Origin of the sequence: Protofrankia sp. CiP3, from assembly GCF_917627345.1 — a bacterium.
Taxonomy (GTDB): domain Bacteria; phylum Actinomycetota; class Actinomycetes; order Frankiales; family Frankiaceae; genus Protofrankia.
This window is the reverse complement of record NZ_CAKJTM010000010.1, coordinates 35885-57378: the sequence shown is the minus strand read 5'-3', so window position 1 is coordinate 57378 and position 21494 is coordinate 35885. Positions and strand designations below refer to the sequence as shown.

The 21494-nt window shown below is 68.0% G+C and carries 18 protein-coding genes; all 18 read right to left on the bottom strand.

Annotated features, from left to right (window positions below):
• Positions 1–101: 101 nt before the first annotated feature.
• On the bottom strand, positions 102–1103 hold the full coding sequence (locus MJ797_RS06025) for a polyprenyl synthetase family protein (protein ID WP_239332670.1): 1002 nt from the start codon (positions 1101–1103) through the stop codon (positions 102–104).
• Between the two features lie 7 nt (positions 1104–1110).
• Entirely contained in the window at positions 1111–2682 is a 1572-nt protein-coding gene (nuoN, locus tag MJ797_RS06020) for an NADH-quinone oxidoreductase subunit NuoN (RefSeq protein WP_239332755.1), read from the bottom strand.
• Between the two features lie 20 nt (positions 2683–2702).
• Positions 2703–4343, bottom strand: a complete 1641-nt coding sequence (locus MJ797_RS06015; RefSeq protein ID WP_239332668.1) for an NADH-quinone oxidoreductase subunit M — start codon at positions 4341–4343, stop codon at positions 2703–2705.
• A 1-nt stretch (position 4344) separates the two neighbouring features.
• The gene (nuoL, locus tag MJ797_RS06010) at positions 4345–6294 is read right to left on the bottom strand and encodes an NADH-quinone oxidoreductase subunit L (RefSeq protein WP_239332666.1); all 1950 of its coding nucleotides are present in this window, start codon (positions 6292–6294) and stop codon (positions 4345–4347) included.
• A gap of 229 nt (positions 6295–6523) precedes the next feature.
• Positions 6524–6823, bottom strand: coding sequence for an NADH-quinone oxidoreductase subunit NuoK (gene nuoK / locus MJ797_RS06005; RefSeq protein ID WP_239332664.1), 300 nt, complete (start codon positions 6821–6823; stop codon positions 6524–6526).
• On the bottom strand, positions 6820–7599 hold the full coding sequence (locus MJ797_RS06000) for an NADH-quinone oxidoreductase subunit J (RefSeq protein WP_239332662.1): 780 nt from the start codon (positions 7597–7599) through the stop codon (positions 6820–6822). Before MJ797_RS06000 ends, nuoK begins: the two co-directional genes overlap by 4 nt.
• Complete coding sequence (nuoI, locus tag MJ797_RS05995; RefSeq protein ID WP_239332660.1) at positions 7596–8216, bottom strand: NADH-quinone oxidoreductase subunit NuoI; 621 nt, start codon at positions 8214–8216, stop codon at positions 7596–7598. The genes MJ797_RS06000 and nuoI overlap by 4 nt, the downstream gene beginning before the upstream one ends.
• Before the next feature lie 3 nt (positions 8217–8219).
• Positions 8220–9575 (bottom strand): NADH-quinone oxidoreductase subunit NuoH, encoded by a 1356-nt coding sequence (nuoH, locus tag MJ797_RS05990; RefSeq protein WP_239308474.1) that lies wholly within the window; start codon positions 9573–9575, stop codon positions 8220–8222.
• Complete coding sequence (locus MJ797_RS05985) at positions 9572–12109, bottom strand: NADH-quinone oxidoreductase subunit G (protein ID WP_239332658.1); 2538 nt, start codon at positions 12107–12109, stop codon at positions 9572–9574. Before MJ797_RS05985 ends, nuoH begins: the two co-directional genes overlap by 4 nt.
• Positions 12110–12114: 5 nt before the next feature.
• Positions 12115–13473 (bottom strand): NADH-quinone oxidoreductase subunit NuoF, encoded by a 1359-nt coding sequence (gene nuoF / locus MJ797_RS05980; RefSeq protein ID WP_239332656.1) that lies wholly within the window; start codon positions 13471–13473, stop codon positions 12115–12117.
• Positions 13474–13475: 2 nt separating this feature from the next.
• Positions 13476–14192 carry an NADH-quinone oxidoreductase subunit NuoE gene (gene nuoE, locus MJ797_RS05975; RefSeq protein ID WP_239332654.1) on the bottom strand — a complete coding sequence of 239 codons (717 nt, stop codon included), beginning with the start codon at positions 14190–14192 and terminating at the stop codon, positions 13476–13478.
• Positions 14192–15634, bottom strand: a complete 1443-nt coding sequence (locus MJ797_RS05970) for an NADH-quinone oxidoreductase subunit D (protein WP_239332652.1) — start codon at positions 15632–15634, stop codon at positions 14192–14194. Before MJ797_RS05970 ends, nuoE begins: the two co-directional genes overlap by 1 nt.
• Positions 15635–15725: 91 nt before the next feature.
• Positions 15726–16463, bottom strand: coding sequence for an NADH-quinone oxidoreductase subunit C (locus MJ797_RS05965; protein WP_239332650.1), 738 nt, complete (start codon positions 16461–16463; stop codon positions 15726–15728).
• Positions 16460–17311 (bottom strand): NADH-quinone oxidoreductase subunit B family protein, encoded by an 852-nt coding sequence (locus tag MJ797_RS27410; protein ID WP_374581543.1) that lies wholly within the window; start codon positions 17309–17311, stop codon positions 16460–16462. Before MJ797_RS27410 ends, MJ797_RS05965 begins: the two co-directional genes overlap by 4 nt.
• A complete protein-coding gene (locus MJ797_RS05955) occupies positions 17302–17661 on the bottom strand; it encodes an NADH-quinone oxidoreductase subunit A (protein WP_239308493.1) in 360 nt (119 codons plus the stop codon). Before MJ797_RS05955 ends, MJ797_RS27410 begins: the two co-directional genes overlap by 10 nt.
• Before the next feature lie 322 nt (positions 17662–17983).
• A complete protein-coding gene (locus tag MJ797_RS05950; protein WP_239332648.1) occupies positions 17984–19321 on the bottom strand; it encodes a geranylgeranyl reductase family protein in 1338 nt (445 codons plus the stop codon).
• A 225-nt stretch (positions 19322–19546) separates the two neighbouring features.
• The gene (locus MJ797_RS05945; RefSeq protein ID WP_239332646.1) at positions 19547–20353 is read right to left on the bottom strand and encodes a demethylmenaquinone methyltransferase; all 807 of its coding nucleotides are present in this window, start codon (positions 20351–20353) and stop codon (positions 19547–19549) included.
• Entirely contained in the window at positions 20350–21435 is a 1086-nt protein-coding gene (gene add, locus MJ797_RS05940; RefSeq protein WP_239332753.1) for an adenosine deaminase, read from the bottom strand. Before add ends, MJ797_RS05945 begins: the two co-directional genes overlap by 4 nt.
• Positions 21436–21494 lie beyond the last annotated feature (59 nt).

The following is a 21494-nucleotide window of genomic DNA, read 5'->3' as shown; positions in this document are numbered from 1 at the left end:
GGTCGCTCTTACTCGGATCTCGCCTCTCAGCCCGAGTGGGCGGCCGTTCTCAATGGTCCCACCCGCTTTCCGCGGTGTGCCGGAAACCGCAACCACCGTGATCATCCGGTGCGATCCACCACATAGTCGGCAAGCGCCTCCAGCGCGGCCCTGGCCGGGCCCTTCTCCAACGAGGCCAGGCAGTCACGCGCATCGCTCGCCCAACGGATTACCTCGGCACGAGCCCGCCGCATAGCTGGATGGCCACGCAGCAGATCCAACGCCTCCGCGAGGGCCCCCTCCGCGGTGAACCCGTCCCCGATCAGATCGCGCAGCCTGGCCGCGGCGGCATCGCCCTCCTGTAGCGCATAAAGCACCGGCAGCGTGGGGATGCCCTCGCGCAGATCGGTGCCGGGCGTCTTGCCCGAGGCCGATTCGTCCGAGGCCACGTCGATCAGATCATCGGAAAGCTGGAAGGCCACTCCGAACCGTTCACCGAACGCGGCAAGGGTGTCCGCGGTGAAAGCATCGGAGCCAGCGAGCATGGCGCCGAGCCGACCCGACGTCGCAATCAGCGACGCGGTCTTCTCTGTGATCACACGCAGATAGTGATCAACAGGATCCTGTCCCTCGGCCGGGCCGACCGTTTCCCGGATCTGCCCCTCGCACAGCGTCGCGATCGTGCGCGCCAGGATACGGGTGGCCGCGGGGCCCAGATCAGCGGTGATGTCAGAGGCACGGGCAAACAGAAAATCACCGGTCAGGATGGCGATCGTGTTGGTCCAGCGGACGTTCGCCGATGCCGATCCCCGCCGCAACGGAGCTTCGTCCATGACGTCATCGTGGTAGAGGGTCGACAGGTGAGTGAGCTCGATCGCCACCGCGGCCGGGACGACGCCTACGGCGTCGGGGTCGGCAAAGTGGGCCGCCAGCAGCACGAGCATTGGTCGGAACCGTTTGCCACCGGCATCCACCAGATGCCGTGACGTCTCGGTGACGAAGGGCACGTCACTGTGGATGGCCGTGCGCAGCATCCGTTCGACCTTGTCAAGCCCAAGGCGAACAGCATATCCAAGATCAGGATCTGTCCTGATCCCCGTGAGATCCAGCCCGGTTGCACTCATATGTTCGTCAGCGTACGAAGCCGGAGGTGGCCGCGGTACCGGCAAGGTCGAGCAGGGGCTGTGGCGCGACTCCCAGCAGCAGCGTCATGATCGCGCCAACACCGACGGCGGCGTAGGTCAGCGTTGGCCGGGTGACGACTATCGGGCCATCCATCACCGGTTCCTGGAAGAACATCAACACGATCACCCGAACGTAGAAGAAGGCCGCGATCGCGCTCGTCACCAGGGCAACCACCACAAGCGGTGTCGCGTTCCCAGCGACGGCGGCCTGGAAGACAGCGAACTTTCCGGTGAACCCGCTGGTCAGTGGGATACCCGCAAGAGCAAGCAGGAGAAAGGCGAAAATCCCCGCGAGGACCGGAGAGCGCCGCCCCAGCCCCTGCCACTGGGACAGATCGCTCGCCTCACCATCCGCGGTCCTGACCATGGTGATGAGGCCGAACGCGGCTATCGTGGTGAAACCGTAGGCGACCAGATAGAACAGGGACCCGCGCAGCCCGTCGCTGTTCGCCGCGGCGAGACCGGTGAGCAGGAAGCCGGCGTGCGCAATCGCCGAGTAGGCCAGCATCCGCTTGATGTCACGCTGAGTCAGTGCCAACACCGCACCGACGACCATGGTCATGATGGCGATCGTCCAGACCGTGGGACGCCAGTCCCAGCGCAGTCCACCGAAGGCCACGTAGAAAACCCGCAGCAACGCCCCGAATGCCGCCACCTTCGTCCCCGCGGCCATGAACGCGGTGATCGGTGTTGGTGAGCCCTGGTAGACGTCCGGGGTCCACGAGTGGAACGGCACCGCACCAATCTTGAAAAAGAGCCCGATACCGAGAAGAGCCATGCCCAGGTACAGGTAGGTGTCGTTCGCGGTGGCCGTACCCGCGGCATCGGCTATCCGGCCGAGATCGACACTGCCGGCATAGCCGTAGAGGAAGGCGAGGCCGTAGATGAAGAAGGCCGAGGAGAACGCCCCGAGCAGGAAGTACTTCATCGCGGCTTCCTGGGACAACAGCCGCCGCCGACGGGCGAGGCCGGCGAGCAGGTAGAGCGGCAGAGACAGGATCTCCAGCGCCACAAACATGACCAGAAGCGTGTTGGCGGAGACGAACAGCAGCATCCCGGCCACCGAGAAGGCCATCAACGCGTATACCTCGGTCTGCACACCGGCGGAAGTCCGCGCGGCGGCCGCGCCCGGTGAACCGGGGGTAACCGCGGCAGAGGCCACGATCGCGCCTCCGGAGGAGTCCAGCCGCCGCTCAGCGACAAGCAGCACCGCGAGGAAGGCGAACAGCAGGATGGCGCCTTCCAGGAACAACGTGGGGCTGTCGATGGCCACCGCGCCCGCCGCGAGGATCTGCCGCCGGCCGTGCAGCAACACGACCGCGACGAACGCCACCGCGAAGCCAACGGCTGCCAGCGGCGGCTGGAGGAGCCGGCGTGTCCTCGCCGACGCGAACGCGTCGATGAGGACAGCCGCCAGCGCCACACTGAACACGATGATGATCGGGCTCAACGCCGCGTACTGGATCGGCGGGACGTCGATCGTCCCCTGGATGCTCTGGGCCAGCGCGTCCTGGGCCAGGACGGCGGTTGGTGGAGCGCTCACGAATGGCCTCCGGCCTGACTTGCGTTCACGGGGATGGTGGGTGCCGGATCGGTGTGCCCGGCGTCTTCGAACGTCGCCGTGACGGTCGGGCGGATGATGTTGATAAGGGGCTTCGGGTAGACACCAAGGGCGATGATCAAAACGACTACCGGAGCAACAACGATCTTCTCTCGAAGGCTGAGATCGAGTACCCCCCGAGCCTGCTCACCGACCAACGGACCGGTCATGGTCCGCTGGTAGAGATACAGGATGTAGACGGCGGCCAACACGATGCCGCAGGTGGCCACGATCGCCAGCGCCCGGTAGCGCGTGAACGTTCCGACCAGCACCAAAAACTCGCTGACGAAGCTGTTCAGACCGGGCAGCGCCAGCGACGACAGGCCCGCGATCAGGAAGACCCCCGCCAGGACCGGCGTCACCCGCGCCATCCCGCCATAGGCGCTGACATCCCGGCTGCCACGCCGGGCCACCAGGAAGCCGACCACGAGGAACAGCAGACCCGTGGACAGACCGTGATTGACCATGTACAACACCGCGCCCGTCCCACCCTGCGACGTCAACGCGAAGGTTCCCATGGCGATGAAGCCGAAGTGCGCCAAGGAGGTGTAGGCAACCAGGCGTTTCATGTCCCGCTGTCCGATGGCCAGCAGCGCGCCGTAGAAGATCCCGATCACCGCGAGGGCGAGCACCATGGGCGCGAAGTAGGACGAGGCCTTCGGGAACAGTGGGATGCAGTACCGGATCAGCCCGAAGGTACCCACCTTGTCCAAGACCCCCACCAGCAGGATCGCGCCGCCGGTCGGCGACTGCGCGCCAGCGTCGGGAAGCCAGGTATGGAAGGGGAACAGCGGCGCCTTGATGGCGAACGCGATGAAGAAGCCAAGGAACAATAGCTTCTGGACGCCCGGAGTGATGTCAAGTTGACGAAGGGTGGCAAAATCGAATGTGCCGGTTCCCAGCTGATCGGCCGAGACCACATACAGGCCGATCACGGCGGCGAGCATCAACAGTCCGCCGAACAGGCTGTACAGCAGGAACTTCACCGCGGCGTAGGAACGCTGCGCCTGCTCCTTCACCGCTCCATAGCTCCCGATCAGGAAGTACATCGGGATCAGCATGGCCTCGAAGAAGACGTAGAACAGGAAAACATCGGTCGCCGCGAACACGCCGACCATCCCCGCTTCGAGAACGAGCAGAAGCGCGAAGAAGGCGGGAACACTGCGCCTGCTCACAACACCGGCAGCCGGGCCGGCAGCCGCCCCGCCCGGATCGGCGGCACTGACGGCGCTGGCGGCAGCGGCCGGCGCGGGGCCTGTCACCTCGTCCCAGGAAGCCAGGACGACAACCGGCACCAGGAGCGTCGCGAGCAGGATGAGAACCAGCGAGATGCCATCGGCGCCCACCGAGTAGGAAACCCCGAACTGTCTGATCCAGGAGTACTTCTGGGCAAACTGAAAGCCGGCCCGGGACGGCTCATACGCGATGGTGGCCAACAGCGCCAGCCCGAACTCCACAAGTGTGACAACCAGCGTGATCTGCTTGGCCAGCGTGGTGAACCGCCGCGGGACGGCCAGCACGACAACGGCCGCCACGACAGGAATGATCAGCAGGGTCGTCAGCCAGGGAAAGCTGTTCACGTCAGCCAACCTTTACCAGGTACAGCGCGCCGACCACGAGAACGGCACCTCCCAACATCGACAGCGCGTAGGAGCGGACGAATCCGGTCTGGGTCCGGCGCAGCCGCCCGGACAGGCCGCCGACCGCCGCGGCGCTGCCGCGGACCGCACCGTCCACCCCGACGGTGTCCAGCCAGACCAGGAACCGGGTGGCGTACTGACCTGGACGCATGAACACGGCTTCGTTGAAGGTGTTCGCATAGAGATCGTGCCGCGCGGCAACGGTCACCAGGCCCACCTCCGCGTCGGGCGGGGCCACGACCTCGACCGGACGGAGCTGATAGCGCAGGTACGCGCCAGCGAAGCCACCGGCGGCGACAAGCAGGGTGAGTGCCGTGAGAACCACCGGGGACATGGTGTGCACGCCCTCCTCCGCGCTCTCGCCGACGACCGGCGCCAGCCAGTTCTGCACGGAACCACCGAGCACGAACAGCCCACCGGCGACCGCCGCTCCGATCGCGAGCGGGACCATCGGGCCGGTCATCACCCTCGGGGACTCATGCGGGTGTACCGCCCGCGGCCCCTTGTCCGACCAGCGGCGCTCGCCGTGGAAGGTCATGAGAAACAGCCGTGTCATGTAGAAGGCGGTTATCCCCGCGCCGAGCAACGCGGCCGATCCCAACAGGTATCCGCTGGTTCCGCCCTTGTCGAAGGCAGCTTCAATAATCTTGTCCTTGGTGAAGAAGCCGGACAGCGGTGGAAACCCGATGATTGCGAGGTAGCAGATGCCGAAGGTGGCCCAGGTGACCGGCATCAGCCGCCAGAGGGCACCGTATTTTCGCATGTCCTGCTCGTCGTTCATGGCATGGATCACCGAGCCAGCGCCGAGGAACAGCCCCGCCTTGAAGAAGCCGTGCGCGAGCAGGTGCATGATGCCGAGCGCGTAGCCCGCCGGACCGAGACCGACAGCCAGGAACATGTAACCGATCTGGCTCACCGTCGAATAGGCGAGCACCTTCTTGATGTCATCGTAGGCGCAGCCGATGACGCAGCCGATCAGGATGGTGCCGGCACCGATGATCACGACCACGGTTCGGGCCGCCTGGGTTTCCGTGAAGATCGGATTGGCTCGGGCGATGAGATACACCCCGGCCGTCACCATCGTGGCCGCGTGGATGAGCGCGGAGATCGGGGTCGGGCCCTCCATCGCGTCCGGCAGCCATGCCTGCAACGGGAACTGGCCGGACTTCCCGCAGGCGCCCAACAGGAGCAGCAGGGCGATCGCGGTCAGTGTCCCGTAACCGATCACACCCGCGGCCGCCGCGCCGAACACCGTGTCGAAGTTCGTGCTGCCGACCGTCGCGAACATGAACATGACGGCCAGGGCCAGCCCGACATCGCCCACCCGGTTCATATAGAAGGCCTTGTTCGCGGCGGTCGCCGCGGCCGGTCTGTCCTCCCAGAACTTGATCAGCAGATAGGACGAAAGACCGACCAGCTCCCAGCCGGCATAGAGGACGAGGAAGTTGTCACCGAGCACAAGCAGCAACATCGACGCCAGGAACAGGTTCATGTAGGCGAAGAACTTCCGCCGGGCCGGATCGTGCGCCATGTAACCGATCGAGTAGACGTGGATGAGTGTCCCCACGCCAGTGATCAACAGGACGAAGAGCGCGGACAGCTGATCGAACAGCAGTCCAGCGTCCACCTGGAAGCTGTTGACCGGGATCCAGGAGAACAGGTGCTGCGAGACCGCCCGGTCGTCGCCGCCGCGCCCCAGCAACGCGAAGAACAACACCAAAGCCACGACAAAGCTCGTGGCGGCGGTCGCGGTACCCAGCAGATGGCCCCAGCGGTTGGTACGGCGCCCACCCAGCAGCAGGATCGCCGCCCCCGCCAGCGGCAGCACCAGCAACAGCCACATCACCGAGAAGATGCCAGTGGCGGAGGCGTAGTGCGGCTCATGCGGCATGGCGTACCTCGTTACCATCGGCACGGCCGCCGGATGCGTCGGCACTCTGCCCATCGGCACTGGATGCATGGCCAAGATGTATATGCGTCACTGCGCTCATCGTCCGTTCTGCCGTAACCGGAATTCCAGCCGCCACTTCGCCGCCGCGCCCGGCACCACGGCCGTCGATCGGCGGGCTGGAGACCTTCTGGATCATCGTCCGCATCGACCAACATCCATCAGACACGCCCTAGTACTTGAGCAGATTCACGTCGTCCACCGAGGCGGAGCGGCGGGTCCGGAAAATCGTGAGAATGACTGCCAGGCCGATGACCACCTCCGCGGCGGCGACGACCATCACGAAGAAGGCGATGATCTGGCCGTCCAACGTTCCGTTGATCCTGGAGAACGTGACCAGGGTCAGGTTCGCCGCGTTGAGCATCAGCTCGACGCACATGAACACGACAATGGCGTTGCGGCGTAGCAGGACGCCCACCGCACCGATCGTGAACAACAGCGCGGACAGAACCAGATAGTTCGCGGGATTCATCGCGCTGCCCCCTTTCCGGCCCCGACCGGATGCGGGCTGTCCGCGTCCCCGCCAGCGGAATCACCGGAATCACCGGAATCGTCAGAAGCGGGCGGAAGCGCTGGCGTCGTATCGGCGGCCTGGGGCCTCGCGTACACGCCTGGTCCCGGCACCGGGGTGATGGGGCCGCCAGCGGCGAAACGCCGCCGCAGCATCTCCTTCTGCGTGACTTTGCCACCGGCCCGCTCACGATGAGCGAGTATCATCGCGCCGACCGCCGCAATGATCAGCAGCGCGGACACGATCTCAAAAGCGAACACGTAGTCGGTGAACAGCAGACGGGCGATCGCCTGGATGTTGCCGCCGTTGTTGGCGGCAGCAAGCCCAGCGGCTTTCGTCCCACTGATCACACCACCAATCGGGAACACCAGGAGCCCGGCAAACCCGGCCCCGAGGACGATCGCCGCCATCCGCTGGCCCCGCAGGGTCTCCACGAGCGAGTCCGCGGAGTCCACTCCGACAAGCATGAGCACGAACAGGAACAGCACCATGATTGCCCCGGTGTACACGATGATCTGTACGAAACCGAGGAACGGCGCGTCCTGTAGCAGATAGAACACGGCCAGGCAAAAAAGGTTCACGACCAGCAGCAGCGCGCCGTGAACGGCGCTGCGGGCGAGCACCATACCGAGCGCGGCGAGAACCGCGACCGGGGCGAGGACCCAGAATGTCGCGGCTTCACCGCCGGACGTCCGGGTGAACTCACCCGCCGCCTGGACCAGGATCGCGGCGTTCATCGGACCAGCTCCGGATCCCCGCCGGGCACCGCGTCCAGGTCGGGTGACCCGGAGCCCGCGCCGCCCTCGGCCGTGAAGTCCGCGACCGTGGCCCCGGAGGCGTCGAACGGACCCGAACGGTTCGGGTCAAACCGGTAGTAGTCCGTTTCGCTCTCGCCAAGAAACATCGGATGCGGCGGCGCCGTCATCCCCTCCCGCAGCGGGGCGAGCAGCTGTTCCTTGGTGAAGATGAGGTCAGTGCGGCTGTCGTCGGCGAGCTCGTAGTCGTTTGTCATGGTCAGCGCTCTGGTCGGGCACGCCTCTATACACAGGCCGCACAGGATGCAGCGCAGATAGTTGATCTGGTAGACACGCCCGTACCGTTCCCCCGGGGAATAGCGTTTCGCGTCGGTGTTGTCGGCGCCTTCGACGTAGATCGCGTCCGCCGGGCACGCCCAGGCGCACAGTTCACACCCGACGCACTTCTCCAGCCCGTCAGGATGGCGGTTGAGCTGGTGCCGGCCGTGGAAGCGGGGCGCGGTCGCCTTCTTCTCCTCCGGATACTGCTCGGTCGTCGGCTTCTTGAACATGGTCGAGAAGGTGACGCCGAAACCCTTGTAGGGGTCGAGGATCCCCATGGCTCAGCTCTCCTGACGCGGTCCACCCGCGACGATGACGGAAGATGGGCGATTCGGGCCGGGGCCGTACGGCGGCGACGGTGACTTCGACGACGGCTGCGGTGGCGGCCACGGAATCCTGTCCAGGCTGGGGGCGTTGCGCGTGCGCTCCCGTTCAGCGGCCTCGAGACGCTCGGCGTGCTTGCGAGCGCCGGGGTCGACCAGCGTGATGATCAAAAGAATTCCCACCGCGATCCCGAAGCCGATCAGCCACGGCGTCCGGTCGGTGACATTCTCTCGATATACCTTGAACGTCGCCACGGCGAGCAGCCAGACAAGCCCGACCGGAATCAGGACTTTCCAGCCGAACGCCATGAACTGGTCGTAACGCAACCTGGGCAGGGTGCCGCGCAGCCAGATGAAAAGGAACAGGAAGGCCAGTAGTTTCAGCACGAACCAGATCACCGGGAACCAGCCGGTGTCGAAGTGCGAGAAGTACGGGATCGGCGGCGGCTGCCACCCGCCGAGGAACAGCGTCGTCGCCACCGCCGACACGGTGACCGTGTTGATGTACTCGGCAAGGAAGAAGAAGGCGAACTTGATCGAGCTGTACTCGGTGTGGAAGCCGCCGACCAGCTCGCCTTCGGCTTCGGGGAGGTCGAACGGCGTCCGGTTGGTCTCGCCGACCATCGCGATGCAGTAGATGATGAAGGACGGCACCAGCACCACGTTCCACCAGTGGCGCTGGCCAGCGACGATGCCCGATGTCGACAGCGTCCCCGAGTTGAGGAAGACCGCGACGAACGACAGCCCCATCGCGACCTCGTAGGAGATGATCTGTGCTGCCGACCGCAGGGAACCCAGCAACGGGTAGGTCGACCCGCTCGCCCAGCCGGAGAGAATGAGCCCGTACACGCCCAGCGACGACGCGGACAGCACGAACAGCACCGCGACCGGCAGATCCGCGAGCTGCAGTGCGGTGTGGTGACCGAAGATGGAGACTTCCGGCCCGAACGGGATCACCGAGAAGGCGAGGAAGGCGGGGATCGCTGAGACGACAGGCGCGAGGATGAAGACCGGCCGGTCCGCGAGAACCGGGATGATGTCCTCTTTGAGCATCAGCTTCACGCCGTCGGCAAGGCTCTGCAGCCAGCCCTTGGGCCCGTGCCGGTTCGGGCCGACACGCTGCTGCATCCGAGCGACCACCTTGCGCTCGAACACGATCGCGAAAAGCGTCATCAGCAGAAGGAAGGCAAACACCGCGACAGCCTTGAGGAGGATCAGCCAGAGCGGGTCGCCACCGAAGACCGACAGATCCGGATCTCCGGCGGCGGCCAGCGGCGGAACCGCGGGTGCCCCGAACGAGGATGGATAGCTCATGACCGGCCCTTCGAGGTCTGGCCAGCGGCGGCGTCCACGGCGGCGGGACCGGCCTGGGCTGTGGCCAGCGCGCGGGCCTGATCGCGGCCGTTCGCCGGGGTGCGGGCAGCCACGCCGACCCGTACCAGCTCGCCCGCGCGGGGTGCCAGGCAGCGATGGAGGTGTGATCCCGGTGAATACGTCGGGACCCACACCACCCAGTCGGGCATGACCGCGACCGCCAGGGGCAGGGTGATCGTCCCACGGTCGCTGGCGACCGTGACCAGATCACCGTCGACCGCTCCGATCTCACCGGCGCTCGCCGCGGACAGTCTGGCCTTCGGCGGACGGGCCGTCCCCGCGAGATAGGGCTCGCCGTCCTGCATCCGGCCGTCGTCGATCAGCTGGTGCCAGCTGGCCAGGACGGCTTGACCGGCGGGCGGCTCAGGTGGCACCGGTGGTGTGACCGCCGGTGCCGGCGCCCGCTGAACCTCGGCACCGGCACGGCCGATCCTGCTGAGCTCGCGGGCGGCCGCGCCGGGGTCCGCGACGCCCAGCGCCACCCCGAGATGGGCGGCAAGCATGTCCAACACCCGCAGGTCGGCGAGGGCCGGAGTCTCCAGGGCCCGTTGGAACGCGCGCAGGCGTCCCTCCCAGTTGACGAACGACCCCGCCTTCTCCGCCACCGGCGCGACCGGCAGAACAACGTCGGCGGCCTCAGCCACCGCGGACCGGCGAACCTCCAGCGACACGCAGAACGGCACCGAGGCGATCGTCTCCAGCGCCACGGCCGGATCCGGCAGGTCGTCGACGTCCATCCCGGCGATGACGAGCCCATCGAGCTCACCGGCAGCCGCGGCGGCCAGGATGGCCGCGGTGTCGCGGCCCGGCCGCGCCGGGACGGCCCCGCCCCAGACGGTCCCGACCTCGGCGCGTGCCACCGCGTCCGCGACCGGGCGGCCACCCGGCAGCAACGAGGGCAGCACGCCCGCGGCGAGGGCGCCACGTTCACCGGCGCGGCGCGGTACCCACGCCAGGCGCGCGCCGGTCGCCTCCGCGAGCCGGAGGACCGCGGTGAAGGTGCCGGGTGCCTGCGCGGCCCGCTCCCCCACCAGAATGACGGCCCCGGGCGCTCGCAGCGCGCGACCGGCTGCCGCGTCCCCGGCCGCCAGGCTCGACAGCAGCGCCGCTTCCCCGCCGGGGGTGACGGGCAGCAGCGTCCCCGCCATCTTGGCCAGCCCCCGGCTGGCCAACGGCGCCAGCGCGAAGACCGCCGTCCCCCGCTTGGCCGCGGCCTTGCGCAGCCGCAGGAAGATGATCGGCGCCTCGTCCTCGGGCTCCAGGCAGACCAGCAGCACGGCGGGTGCGCGCTCGAGGTCCGCGTGGGTCACCCCGATGCCGGTACCGGCAACGGCGTGGGCCAGGAACTCCTCCTCCTCCGCCGAGTGCGGCCGGGTACGGAAGTCCACGTCGTTGGTGCGCAGGACAAGCCGGGCAAACTTGGCGTAGGCATAGGCGTCCTCGCGGGTCAGCCGGCCGCCGGCCAGGACGCCGACGCCATGACGGTCCCGGCATTCCGCGAGCCCGCGGGCCGCGAACGCGAGCGCCTCGGTCCAGGAGGCCTCGACGAGCTCGCCGGTGGAGTCGTCCCGGACCAACGGCGTGCGCAGCCGGTCAGCGGCGCTGGCGTAGGCGAAGGCGAACCGGCCCTTGTCGCAGTTCCACTCCTCGTTGACGGCCGGGTCCTCAGCGGCGAGCCGGCGCATCACCTTGCCGCGGCGGTGGTCGGTCCGCAGCGCGCATCCGTCGGCGCAGTGCTCACAGGTGGTCGGGGTGGAGACCAGGTCGAACGGCCGTGCGCGGAAGCGGTAGGCCGCGCTGGTGAGCGCCCCCACCGGGCAGATCTGCACGGTGTTGCCGGCGAAGTACGAATGGAACGGCTCACCTTCCGCGACCGCCACCTGCTCGTCCGAGCCCCGCTCGAACAGCTCGATGAACGGGTCACCGGCGATCTGCGCGGAGAACCGGGTACAGCGCGCGCACAGCACGCAGCGCTCCCGGTCGAGCAGGATCTCGGTGGAGATGGCCAGCGGCTTCGGGTACGTCCGCTTGGGTTCCTTGAACCGGGAGACGGCCTTGCCGTTGGCCATGGCCTGGTTCTGCAACGGGCACTCACCGCCCTTGTCACAGACCGGGCAATCCAGCGGATGGTTGAGCAGCAGGAACTCCAGCGTTCCCGCCTGCGCCTTGGTAGCGACGGGCGAGGTGAGCTGGGTGCGCACGACCATGTCGGCCGACACGGTCGTCGTGCAGGAGGCGACCGGCTTGCGCTGCCCCTCGACCTCGACGATGCACTGTCGGCAGGCCCCGACGGGGTCCAGCAGCGGATGGTCGCAGAACCGCGGGATCTCGATCCCGAGGAGCTCGGCCGCACGGATGATCAAAGTTCCCTTGGGAACGCTGACCGGCTGGCCGTCGATGGTCAGGGTGACAAGATCCGGCGGTGTGGGCACGACCGGGGGCTGCGAGGCGCTGCTCGTCGACACGGTTGTCATAGTGATCAGTGAGCTCTCGCGAGGGCGTCCGGCGAACCGGCGACGCTGTCGGTGGCGGCGGATTCGGTAACGGCAGATTCGGTGGCCAGCGCGCTGGTACCGGCATGGCCCGGCGCGGACCCGGTGGGCACGGCCCGGAGGAACTCGTCCCGGAAGAACGTGATTCCCGAGACGATCGGCGAGGTCGCGCCGTCGGCAAGGGCACAGAAAGCCCGGCCGAAGATGTTGTCACAGGCGTCAAGAAGGGTATCAACGTCCGTTACGTCGCCTTCACCGCGTTCAAGCCTGGACAGGATGCCCACCATCCACGGCGTCCCCTCCCGGCACGGCGTGCACTTGCCACACGACTCGTGCGCGTAGAACTGGGTGAGACGCCGGACGACCCTGAGCATGTCGACGGTCTCATCCATGATCATAATGGCGGCCGTGCCAAGCAGCGAACCGGCTTCGGCAACGCCTTCGAAGTCCAGTGGGACGTCGAGATGATCGGCGGTGAGCATCGGTGTCGAGGATCCGCCAGGCGTCCAGGCCTTCAGCCGCCGCCCCCCGCGGATGCCACCGGCCATCTCCAACAGCTCGGCGAGGGTGGTTCCCATCGGTGCCTCGTACTGGCCCGGACGGGTCACGTGCCCGGACAGGCTGTAGATCTTCGGCCCGGGAGAACGCTCTCGGCCCATCGATCGGAACCACTCGACCCCGCGCCGGACGATGTACGGGACGCTGGCGATGGTCTCGACGTTGTTGACCACCGTCGGCGATGCGTACAGCCCGTGCGTCGCCGGGAAGGGTGGGCGCAGCCGAGGCTGGCCGCGGCGGCCCTCCAGGGAGTCGAGCAGCGCGGTCTCCTCGCCGCAGATGTAGGCACCGGCGCCGGAATGGACGACCAGGTCCAGGCTGAACCCACTGCCGAGGATGTCTGCGCCGAGGTAGCCGGCGTGATAGGCCTCGGCGACCGCGGCCCGCAGCCGGCGCCCGCAGTGCACCAGTTCCCCGCGCAGGTAGATGAAGGCGTGGTTCGCCCGCACCGCGAAGGAGGCGATGATGATGCCTTCGATCAGCGAATGCGGGTCGGCCATCATCAGCGGCGCGTCCTTGCAGGTGCCTGGCTCGCCTTCGTCCGCGTTGATGACCAGGTAGTGCGGTTTGCCGTCCCCCTGCGGGATGAAGCTCCACTTCATGCCCGTGGGGAAGCCGGCGCCACCGCGGCCCCGCAGACCGGAGTCCTTGACAAGCCCGATGATGCCGTCCGGACCCATCTCCAGCGCCTGGCGCAGCGCCTGGTAACCGTCGGTGCGTTCGTAGGTGGCGAGCGTCCAGGACTCCGGAGTGTTCCAGCGTCCGGTGAGGACCGGGGTGACCGGCATGGTCAGCTCCCCTTCGTCGGATGGTCGGTCGGCACGGTGTGGGTCCGCCTGGCGGCACCGGCCGCGGTGCCGGCCGGCGTGCCCGCGTCCGCGGCATCCGCGGTCAGGAGACCCGCGACGGATGGTTCGCCCACCCCCGGCCCGGCCACCGCACCGGGGCGCGGGTCGTGGAAACCAGCCAGCTGCCGGGACGCCTCGACAAACGTGCACAACGGCGCGCCGCGGGTCGGCACCGGGCGTTCGCCGCGTTGGAGCGCGTCCACGATCTCAACGGCGGAATCCTGGTCCACCTGGTCGAAAAACTCGTAGTTCACGGTCATTACCGGTGCGTAGTCGCAGGCCGCCAGGCACTCCGCATGCTCCAAGGTGATCGCGCCGTCCGGCGTCGTCTGATCGTGGCCGACGCCGAGATGCCGGGAGAGCCGGGCGTAGACGTCCTCGCCGCCGAGCAGCGCGCACGACAGGTTCGTGCAGACCGACACCAGCCAGTCGCCGGCCGGCTGGCGCTTGTACATCGTGTAGAAGGTCGCGACCGCGCTGACCTCGGCCTGGGTGATACCGAGTTCGGTAGCGCAGAACTCGATCCCCTCGGCCGTGACACAGCCGTCCTCTGCCTGTACGAGATGCAGCATGGGCAGCAGGGCCGAGCGGGAACGGCCCTGCGGGTACCGGGCGATGATGTCCCGCGCGGCGGCGCGAGTCTGTTCGGTCATCGGCATCAGCGATCAACTCCCCCGAGCACCGGGTCGAGCGACGCCACACCGACGATCACGTCCGCGACCTGGCCGCCCTCGGTCATCGCCGGGACCGCCTGTAGGTTGACAAAACTTGGATCACGGACATGGACGCGGTACGGCCTGGTACCGCCGTCGCTGACCACGTGGTACCCCAGCTCACCGCGGGGCGACTCCACCGCTGTGTACACCTGCCCGGCCGGGACCCGAAAGCCCTCGGTGACCAGCTTGAAGTGGTGGATCAGAGCTTCCATCGACGTACCCATGATCTTACGAATATGATCAAGTGAATTACCCATCCCGTCAGCGCCGATGGACAACTGCGCCGGCCAGGCGATCTTCTTGTCGGCAATCATCACCGGGCCGGGCCGCAATCGGGCCAGACACTGTTCAATGATCTTCAGCGACTCGCCCATCTCCTCCAGCCGCACGAGGTAGCGGGCGTAGGAGTCGGCATCCAGCGAGGTGGGGACATCAAAGTCGTAGGTCTCATAACCGCAGTACGGCATGGTCTTGCGCAGGTCCCAGGCCAGCCCGGCCGCGCGCAGCACCGGCCCGGTCACGCCGAGCGCGATGCAGCTGGCCGCGTCGATGTAATTGACATCGACCATGCGGCCCTTCCAGATCGGCTGCCCGGACAGCAGGGCGTGATACTCCCTGATCCGCTTCGGCATGTCGTCGAGGAAGTCCCGGATGTCGCGTTCGACCCCGTCGGGAAGGTCCTGGGCCAGTCCGCCGGGCCGGATGTAAGCGTGGTTCATCCGCAGACCGGTGATCGTCTCCAGGAGATCCAGGATCTTCTCGCGCTCCCGGAAACCGAAAATCATCCCTGTGGTAGCACCGATCTCCATCGCCCCGGTGGCAAGCCACACCAGATGGGAGGCGATCCGCTGGAGTTCCATCACCAGCACGCGGATGACGGTCGCCCGCTCGGGGATCTCCTCGGTGACACCGAGCAGTTTCTCCACGGCCAGGCAGTAGGCCGTCTCGTTGTACAGCGGCGAGAGGTAGTCCGCCCGGGTGAGGAAGGTGACCGCCTGCGTCCAGGTACGGAACTCACAGCTCTTCTCGATCCCGGTGTGCAGGTAACCGATCACGACCCGGGTCTGGACGACCGTCTCGCCCTCGATCTCCAGGACGAGACGCAGCACCCCGTGGGTGGACGGGTGCTGCGGGCCCATGTTGACGGTGAGGCGCTCGGTGTAGTCCTCGCCAGCGCCGAGCACCTGCTCCCAGTCACCGCCGGTAACGGTGTAGACCCGTCCGCTCGCCGATTCGGTGAAGCCGGCCTCGTAGGCCGCCGCGGGAACGCCAGCGGGGACATCCGCGGGGACATCGTCGGCCGGTGGTCTGGCGAATGTGTTGGACGTACTGGATGCGCTGGATGCGCTGGATGCGCTGGACGTCTCGGCGGCATGGGTGGTCATAACGAACCTCGTTGGTAAGGACAGCGCGCGGTGGGACGGCGCAGGGTGGGACGGCGCGGGTGAAGCCCACGGCGCGGGGAGATACGGACGATCACGAGTAGCTCCGCCGCGCGTCGGGCGCCGGCACCTGGGCGCCCTTGTAGTCGACGGGCACGCCGCCAAGCGGATAGTCCTTGCGCTGTGGGTGACCGGTCCAGTCGTCCGGCATCATGATTCTGGTGAGGCTGTCGCGACCGGAGAAGACTATGCCGAAGAAGTCGTAGGTCTCCCGCTCGTGCCAGTCCGCGGTGGGCCAGACGCCCATGACACTCGGGACGACCGGGTCATCGTCGGCAAGAGCGACCTCGACCCGGACGCGGCGGCGCCAGGTCATCGACAGCAGGTGGTAGACGGCGTGCAGCCGCCGGCCGGTCGAGTCGTCGGGGTAGTCCACGCCGGAGACCCCGCACAGCAGCTCGAAGCGCAGGCCCGGATCGTCCCGCAGTGTCCGCGCGACCGCGAGCAGGTAATCCCGCCGCACATGCAGTGTCAGCTCCCCACGCTCGACGACCACTCGCTCGAGTGCCTCGGTGAGCTGCGGGAAAGAGCGCTCCAGGGCGTCGTAGACCGTGTCGGCATCAGGATCGCCGAAGGGCCGTGCGGTCGAGGCCGGAGCCGGCAGGTTCTCGACGAGACCACCGAAACCGGAGGTGTCGCCGGAACCGGACGCGCCGAAGGCGTCACGCCGACGCGATCCCTCGCTGCCCGGCGCCTCCGCCAGTGCCCCCCGCGCGGCGGGCTTCGCCGACGTGCCCCGCGCTTCGCCCGAACCCGCCGGGATCCCGCTCATGTCTCGTCCCCGTGATCCGCTACGGCCCCGGCGGCCGGCGCCGCACCCAGGCTGTCACCGATCGCACCGCCAGCGGGCGAACGCGGCCCGCCGGTCGGACGGGCCTCGCCAGCCGGCTTCGCGCCGGGCACGGGGCGCTTCATCCGGCCGAACACCGAGCCGGGCGCGATCGAAGCGGGCCGACGGGTGTCAAGCGACGGCTCGACCGCGCCGGCTCCGGTCGGCACCGGGGCACCGGCGGGAAGGCGGAACCGCTTACGGTCGTTGACCGACAGTGTACTGGTTTCCAGCGCCCCGGCCGGCAGACCGGCCCGTGCGGTAGCCACCTCGATCGGCTTCGGGTAGGGCGACTCGCCGATCTTCGTGTATTCGAGCTTGCCTGTCACCGTGCCGGTGAGAATCTTCTCGTGCAGCTTCAGGATCGCGTCCATGAGCATCTCCGGCCGCGGCGGACAGCCCGGCAGGTACATGTCCACCGGGACGATGTGGTCCACACCCTGCACGATGGCGTAGTTGTTGAACATCCCGCCGCTGCTCGCGCATACGCCCATCGAGAGCACCCACTTGGGCTCGGGCATCTGGTCATAGATCTGGCGCAGCACCGGGGCCATCTTCTGACTGACCCGGCCCGCGACGATCATAAGGTCAGCCTGGCGCGGGCTGGCCCGGAACACCTCCATGCCGAACCGGGCGAGATCGTAGCGGCCCGCGCCAGTCGACATCATCTCGATGGCGCAGCATGCCAGCCCGAAAGTCGCCGGCCACAGGGAGGACCGCCGCGACCAGTTCGCCATCTTCTCGACGGTCGTGAGCAGCAGGCCGCCCGGCAGCTTCTCTTCTAGTCCCATTCGAGGCCTCCACGCCGCCACACGTACGCGTAGGCGACGAACACGGTGGCGATGAACAACACCATCTCGACCAGCCCGAAGATCCCCAGGCTCCCGAAGGCGACCGCCCACGGGTACAGGAAAATGATCTCGATGTCAAAAACGATGAACAACATCGCGGTCAGGTAGAACTTCACCGGGAACCGGTGCGGGCCGGCCGGCTCGGGCGACGGCTCGATTCCGCACTCATAGGCGTCGAGCTTGGCGCGGTTGTACCGCTTCGGGCCGACCAGCGACCCCATGATCACAGATCCGATCGCGAACGCTGCCGCGATTACTAAAAGTACGAGGATCGGCACGTAATTCGACAGCATGCCGAGCTCCTCTCTGCAGGTCTCGTGCGGAATGTGGCAGTGGCGGTGCGCGGTTGACGATCATTTCCAAGCGACCCGGGGCTAGCTGATCGGATCGCGCCAGGGAGCCTACGCGACATCCGATCCGAAGGTTCACACCGGTTTGCCCCGGACCGGCAGGTGATGTCCGGCGGCATCCGCCGACCCACGTTTCGACCCGCTGGCGGCCCCGGGGCCGCCGATTGCGCGAAACAACCATAATCGCGCGAACTCGTTGGCCGCCGACAGCCTTCGGCGCCGCCGAGCCTACGGAGAAAACCATGATCGCATACTCGTCGACCTAGGTCGCGGGTGCGAGCGTGGACATCGCGTTGATCAAACGATCCAGCGCATCACCTCCCCGCGGGTCGGTGAGATTCGCCAGCAGCTTCAGGGTGAAGCGCATGAGCGTCGGTCGAGGCAGCCCGTACCGGGTTGCCGTCCGCATCACGGCCGGGTTCCCGATCAACTGGACGAACATCCGGCCAAGGGTGTAATAGCCGCCGTATCGCTGCTGGAGGACATGCGGGTATGCCTGTAACGCCCGTTCCCGTGCCGCTCCCCCCGCGCGGGCCAGCGCCTGCACGGCTATCTCGGCGGCGAGGCGCCCGGACTCCATGGCGTAGGCGATTCCCTCACCGTTGAACGGGTTGATCGCACCGCCCGCGTCCCCGACGAGCATGAGGCCGTCGCGATAGTGCGGCGTGCGGTTGAAAGCCATCGGCAGCGCGCCGCCGCGTACCGGGCCGGTCGCGTTCTCCTCGGTGTAGCCCCACTCCGGCGGGAGGCCGCCGAGCCAGCGCCGGAGCAGATCCTTGTAGTCGGTGTTCTGGAAGGCGCTGGTGGTGTTCAGGATCCCGAGCCCGACATTGCTTGTCCCGTCCCCAATACCGAAGATCCAGCCGTAGCCCGGAAGCAGGCGGGAGGCTCCCGGTGCGCCCTCCCACAGCTCCAGATGGGATTCCAGGAAGTCGTCGTGGGTACGGGGGCTGCGATAGTACCGGCGTACGGCGACCCCGAGCGGACGGTCCTCGCGGCGGCCGATGCCGAGCGACAGGGCCATCCGCGCGCTGTTGCCGTCAGCGGCGATCACCAGCGGAGCGCGGAACTCGACCGGTTCCCCGCCGCGGCCGGCCTTCGCGCTCACGCCGATGACCCGGCCCGTGCGCTCGTCGAGGACCGGGCCGGTGACCGCGGTCCGCTCCCGCAGCCTGGCCCCCGCGCCCTGCGCATGCCGGGCGAGCAGTTCGTCGAAGTCGCGCCGGGGACGGACGAGGCCGTAGTCCGGCCAGCTGGCAAGCTCGGGCCAGGGCAGCTCGAGCCGCGCCCGGCCGCTGATGATCCGCAGGCCGCGGTTTCGTGCCCATCCAGAGCCCGCCCGAACGCCGTCCCCGCCCAAAACGTCCCGGTCCAAAGCGTCCCGGTCCGGATCAGTCCCGGTGTCGATGCCCATCTCGATCAGGCTGCGGACGGCTCGCGGCGTGAGCCCGTCACCGCAGACCTTTTCCCGCGGGAAACTCGTCTTCTCCAGGAGGACGACATCAAGCCCGGTACGGGCCAGGTGATACGCGGCCGCCGATCCGCCTGGTCCGGCGCCGACAACGATGACATCGGCATGCTCGGCCTGGACCGCTGTCATGATCACGCACCGCTCCGGATCGCCGGGGTGTTCCCACTCGCCATACTTCCGCCGCTCGTGAACGTTTTCACGAGCGCAACGGCGAGTCTAGGCCCTGCGCCCGCGGTTGGCACAGGTGCCGGGATCGCGGACCTGCCCCGCGTCGCGCGGACCAGCGGGCGAGGGCCGGGAACCCGATAGCTGGATCAGCGTGGCCGTACGGTCAGGTAGGGATGATGTGCCAGCTCACAGGCAGGACAGAGACCGGACAGGACGTATCGTGTGGTCGCGGGCGCCAGTGCCGGGCGGGCGGACGGCGCGGTGTAACGCCACGATGCCGCCGGTGAGATTGCGCCAGCCAACCCCCGTCCAGCCGGCTCCGGCGATACGGGTGGCCAGCGCCGGCTGGTCCGGCCAGGCGCGGATCGACTCAGCCAGGTAGACGTAGGAAGCCGGGCTGCTGCTGACCGCACGGGCGAGCCCGGGCAGCGCCCGCATCAGGTACTCCAGGTAGACCGTGCGCCACGGCGCCCAGGTGGGCCGGCTGAACTCGCAGACCACCAGGCGCCCGCCCGGCCGGGTCACCCGCGCCAGCTCCGCGAGGCAGGCATCCACATCGACGACATTGCGCAGGCCGAACGAGATCGTCACCCGGTCGAAGGACGCGTCCGGGAACGGCAGCGCGAGCCCGTCCCCGGCGACCAGCGCGACAGTGCCGCCGACGGCCGTGCCAGGCCGGCGCCGGAGGCGCTGTCGGCCGACTCTCAACATGCCCAGGGAGAAATCACAGGCCACGACCATGGCTCCGCGGGAGGCGAAGGCCTGGGCGGACGTGGCGGTGCCGGCCGCGAGGTCCAGCACCCGCAGTCCCGGGCGCAGGTCGAGCGCGTCGGCGGTCGCCATGCGCCAGCTGCTGTCCCGGCCCGCGGACAGCACCGTGTTGGTGATGTCGTAACGGCGCGCGACACCGTCGAACATCGCCGCGACCTCGTCCGGCCGCTTCTCCAGCCCAGGCCGACCGGCCGCTGTGCCCGCTCTCGGACGAGGGCTCATCGTGGCACCGTCCCGGTGCCGAACGCGGCCGGGCGACCAGCCGCGGCCATGCCCACGGCCAGCTGATCAGCTCCTGCCGCCGTGGCCAGCGCGGCCTGGACCGCCTCCCAGTCGGTGCCGGCACCGATCGCCGCCAGCCGTTCCCGCGTCGCCGGGTCGCACAGCGCCCCGGCAGCCCCTGCCTCGTAAAGGTCACGGGCGCGGGCGCCCAACGCGGCGGCGACCACGTGCTCTCGGCCGAGGTCGGTGCCGAACATGGCTGGGTCATCGGTCGCCAGCGAGCAGCGGACACCGGCGGCCAGGAGCGTGGGCAGGGGATGCGCGGCAAGTTCGGCCACCGACCGCGTCCGCAGGTTGGACACCGGGCAGACGTCCAGGACGATGCCCCGGCCAGCGAGCTCGGCCATGAGACCAGGATCGTCCACCGCTCGGATGCCGTGGCGGATGCGGTGGGCGCCCAGGGCCTCGACAGCGCCTCTGATCGATTCCGGCCCGCTGGTCTCACCCGCGTGTGGGACAGCCGCGAGCCCACCGTCGGCGGCGATGGCGAACGCCCGCGCATACGGCTCGGGCGGATGGCCGGCCTCCGGCCCGCCAAGGCCCAGCCCGACGATCCCCCGGTCACGGAACCGGACCGCCTGGCGCGCTATCTCACAGGCCGCATCCGGCGGCAGGATGCGGTCGACGTCCGGGGTCAGGCGCATGTCCACGCCGAACCGTTCACGGGCCTCGGCCACCCCGTCGGCGTAGCCGTTGAAGATCTCCTCCCAGGAGATCCCGCGCTGGACCCGGAACCATGGCGAGAAGATCCCCTCGATGTACACCGCGCCGTGCGCGCAGGCCTCGGCCGCATAGTCGACGACGACCTGGCGGAAGTCCTCGGCGGTGCGCATCACGTGCGTGGTGAGGATCCAGATCTCGATAAAATGATCGAAGTCCCGGAACCGGTAGAGCTTGGTGAGCTCCTCGACCGTGGTTGCTGGCAGCGGCTCGCCGTTGCGCCGCGCCATCTCCAACAAGGTCGCCGGGCGGACGGTGCCCTCCAGGTGGACGTGCAATTCGATCTTTGGTCCGGTAGGCACGGTCACCCGGCCAGGCTAGCCTGAGTTCCCGTACGCGCAGATGGCTTTTTAGAGCGCCC

What these genes read in the sequence shown, in the direction of transcription:
- MJ797_RS06025 (WP_239332670.1), bottom strand. Translation starts at nt 1,103, where the DNA reads ATGAGTGCAACCGGGCTGGATCTCACGGGGATCAGGACAGATCCTGAT.
- nuoL (WP_239332666.1), bottom strand. Translation starts at nt 6,294, where the DNA reads ATGCCGCATGAGCCGCACTACGCCTCCGCCACTGGCATCTTCTCGGTG.
- nuoK (WP_239332664.1), bottom strand. Translation starts at nt 6,823, where the DNA reads ATGAATCCCGCGAACTATCTGGTTCTGTCCGCGCTGTTGTTCACGATC.
- MJ797_RS06000 (WP_239332662.1), bottom strand. Translation starts at nt 7,599, where the DNA reads ATGAACGCCGCGATCCTGGTCCAGGCGGCGGGTGAGTTCACCCGGACG.
- nuoI (WP_239332660.1), bottom strand. Translation starts at nt 8,216, where the DNA reads ATGGGGATCCTCGACCCCTACAAGGGTTTCGGCGTCACCTTCTCGACC.
- nuoH (WP_239308474.1), bottom strand. Translation starts at nt 9,575, where the DNA reads ATGAGCTATCCATCCTCGTTCGGGGCACCCGCGGTTCCGCCGCTGGCC.
- MJ797_RS05985 (WP_239332658.1), bottom strand. Translation starts at nt 12,109, where the DNA reads ATGACAACCGTGTCGACGAGCAGCGCCTCGCAGCCCCCGGTCGTGCCC.
- nuoF (WP_239332656.1), bottom strand. Translation starts at nt 13,473, where the DNA reads ATGCCGGTCACCCCGGTCCTCACCGGACGCTGGAACACTCCGGAGTCC.
- nuoE (WP_239332654.1), bottom strand. Translation starts at nt 14,192, where the DNA reads ATGCCGATGACCGAACAGACTCGCGCCGCCGCGCGGGACATCATCGCC.
- MJ797_RS05970 (WP_239332652.1), bottom strand. Translation starts at nt 15,634, where the DNA reads ATGACCACCCATGCCGCCGAGACGTCCAGCGCATCCAGCGCATCCAGC.
- MJ797_RS05965 (WP_239332650.1), bottom strand. Translation starts at nt 16,463, where the DNA reads ATGAGCGGGATCCCGGCGGGTTCGGGCGAAGCGCGGGGCACGTCGGCG.
- MJ797_RS27410 (WP_374581543.1), bottom strand. Translation starts at nt 17,311, where the DNA reads ATGGGACTAGAAGAGAAGCTGCCGGGCGGCCTGCTGCTCACGACCGTC.
- MJ797_RS05950 (WP_239332648.1), bottom strand. Translation starts at nt 19,321, where the DNA reads ATGACAGCGGTCCAGGCCGAGCATGCCGATGTCATCGTTGTCGGCGCC.
- MJ797_RS05945 (WP_239332646.1), bottom strand. Translation starts at nt 20,353, where the DNA reads ATGAGCCCTCGTCCGAGAGCGGGCACAGCGGCCGGTCGGCCTGGGCTG.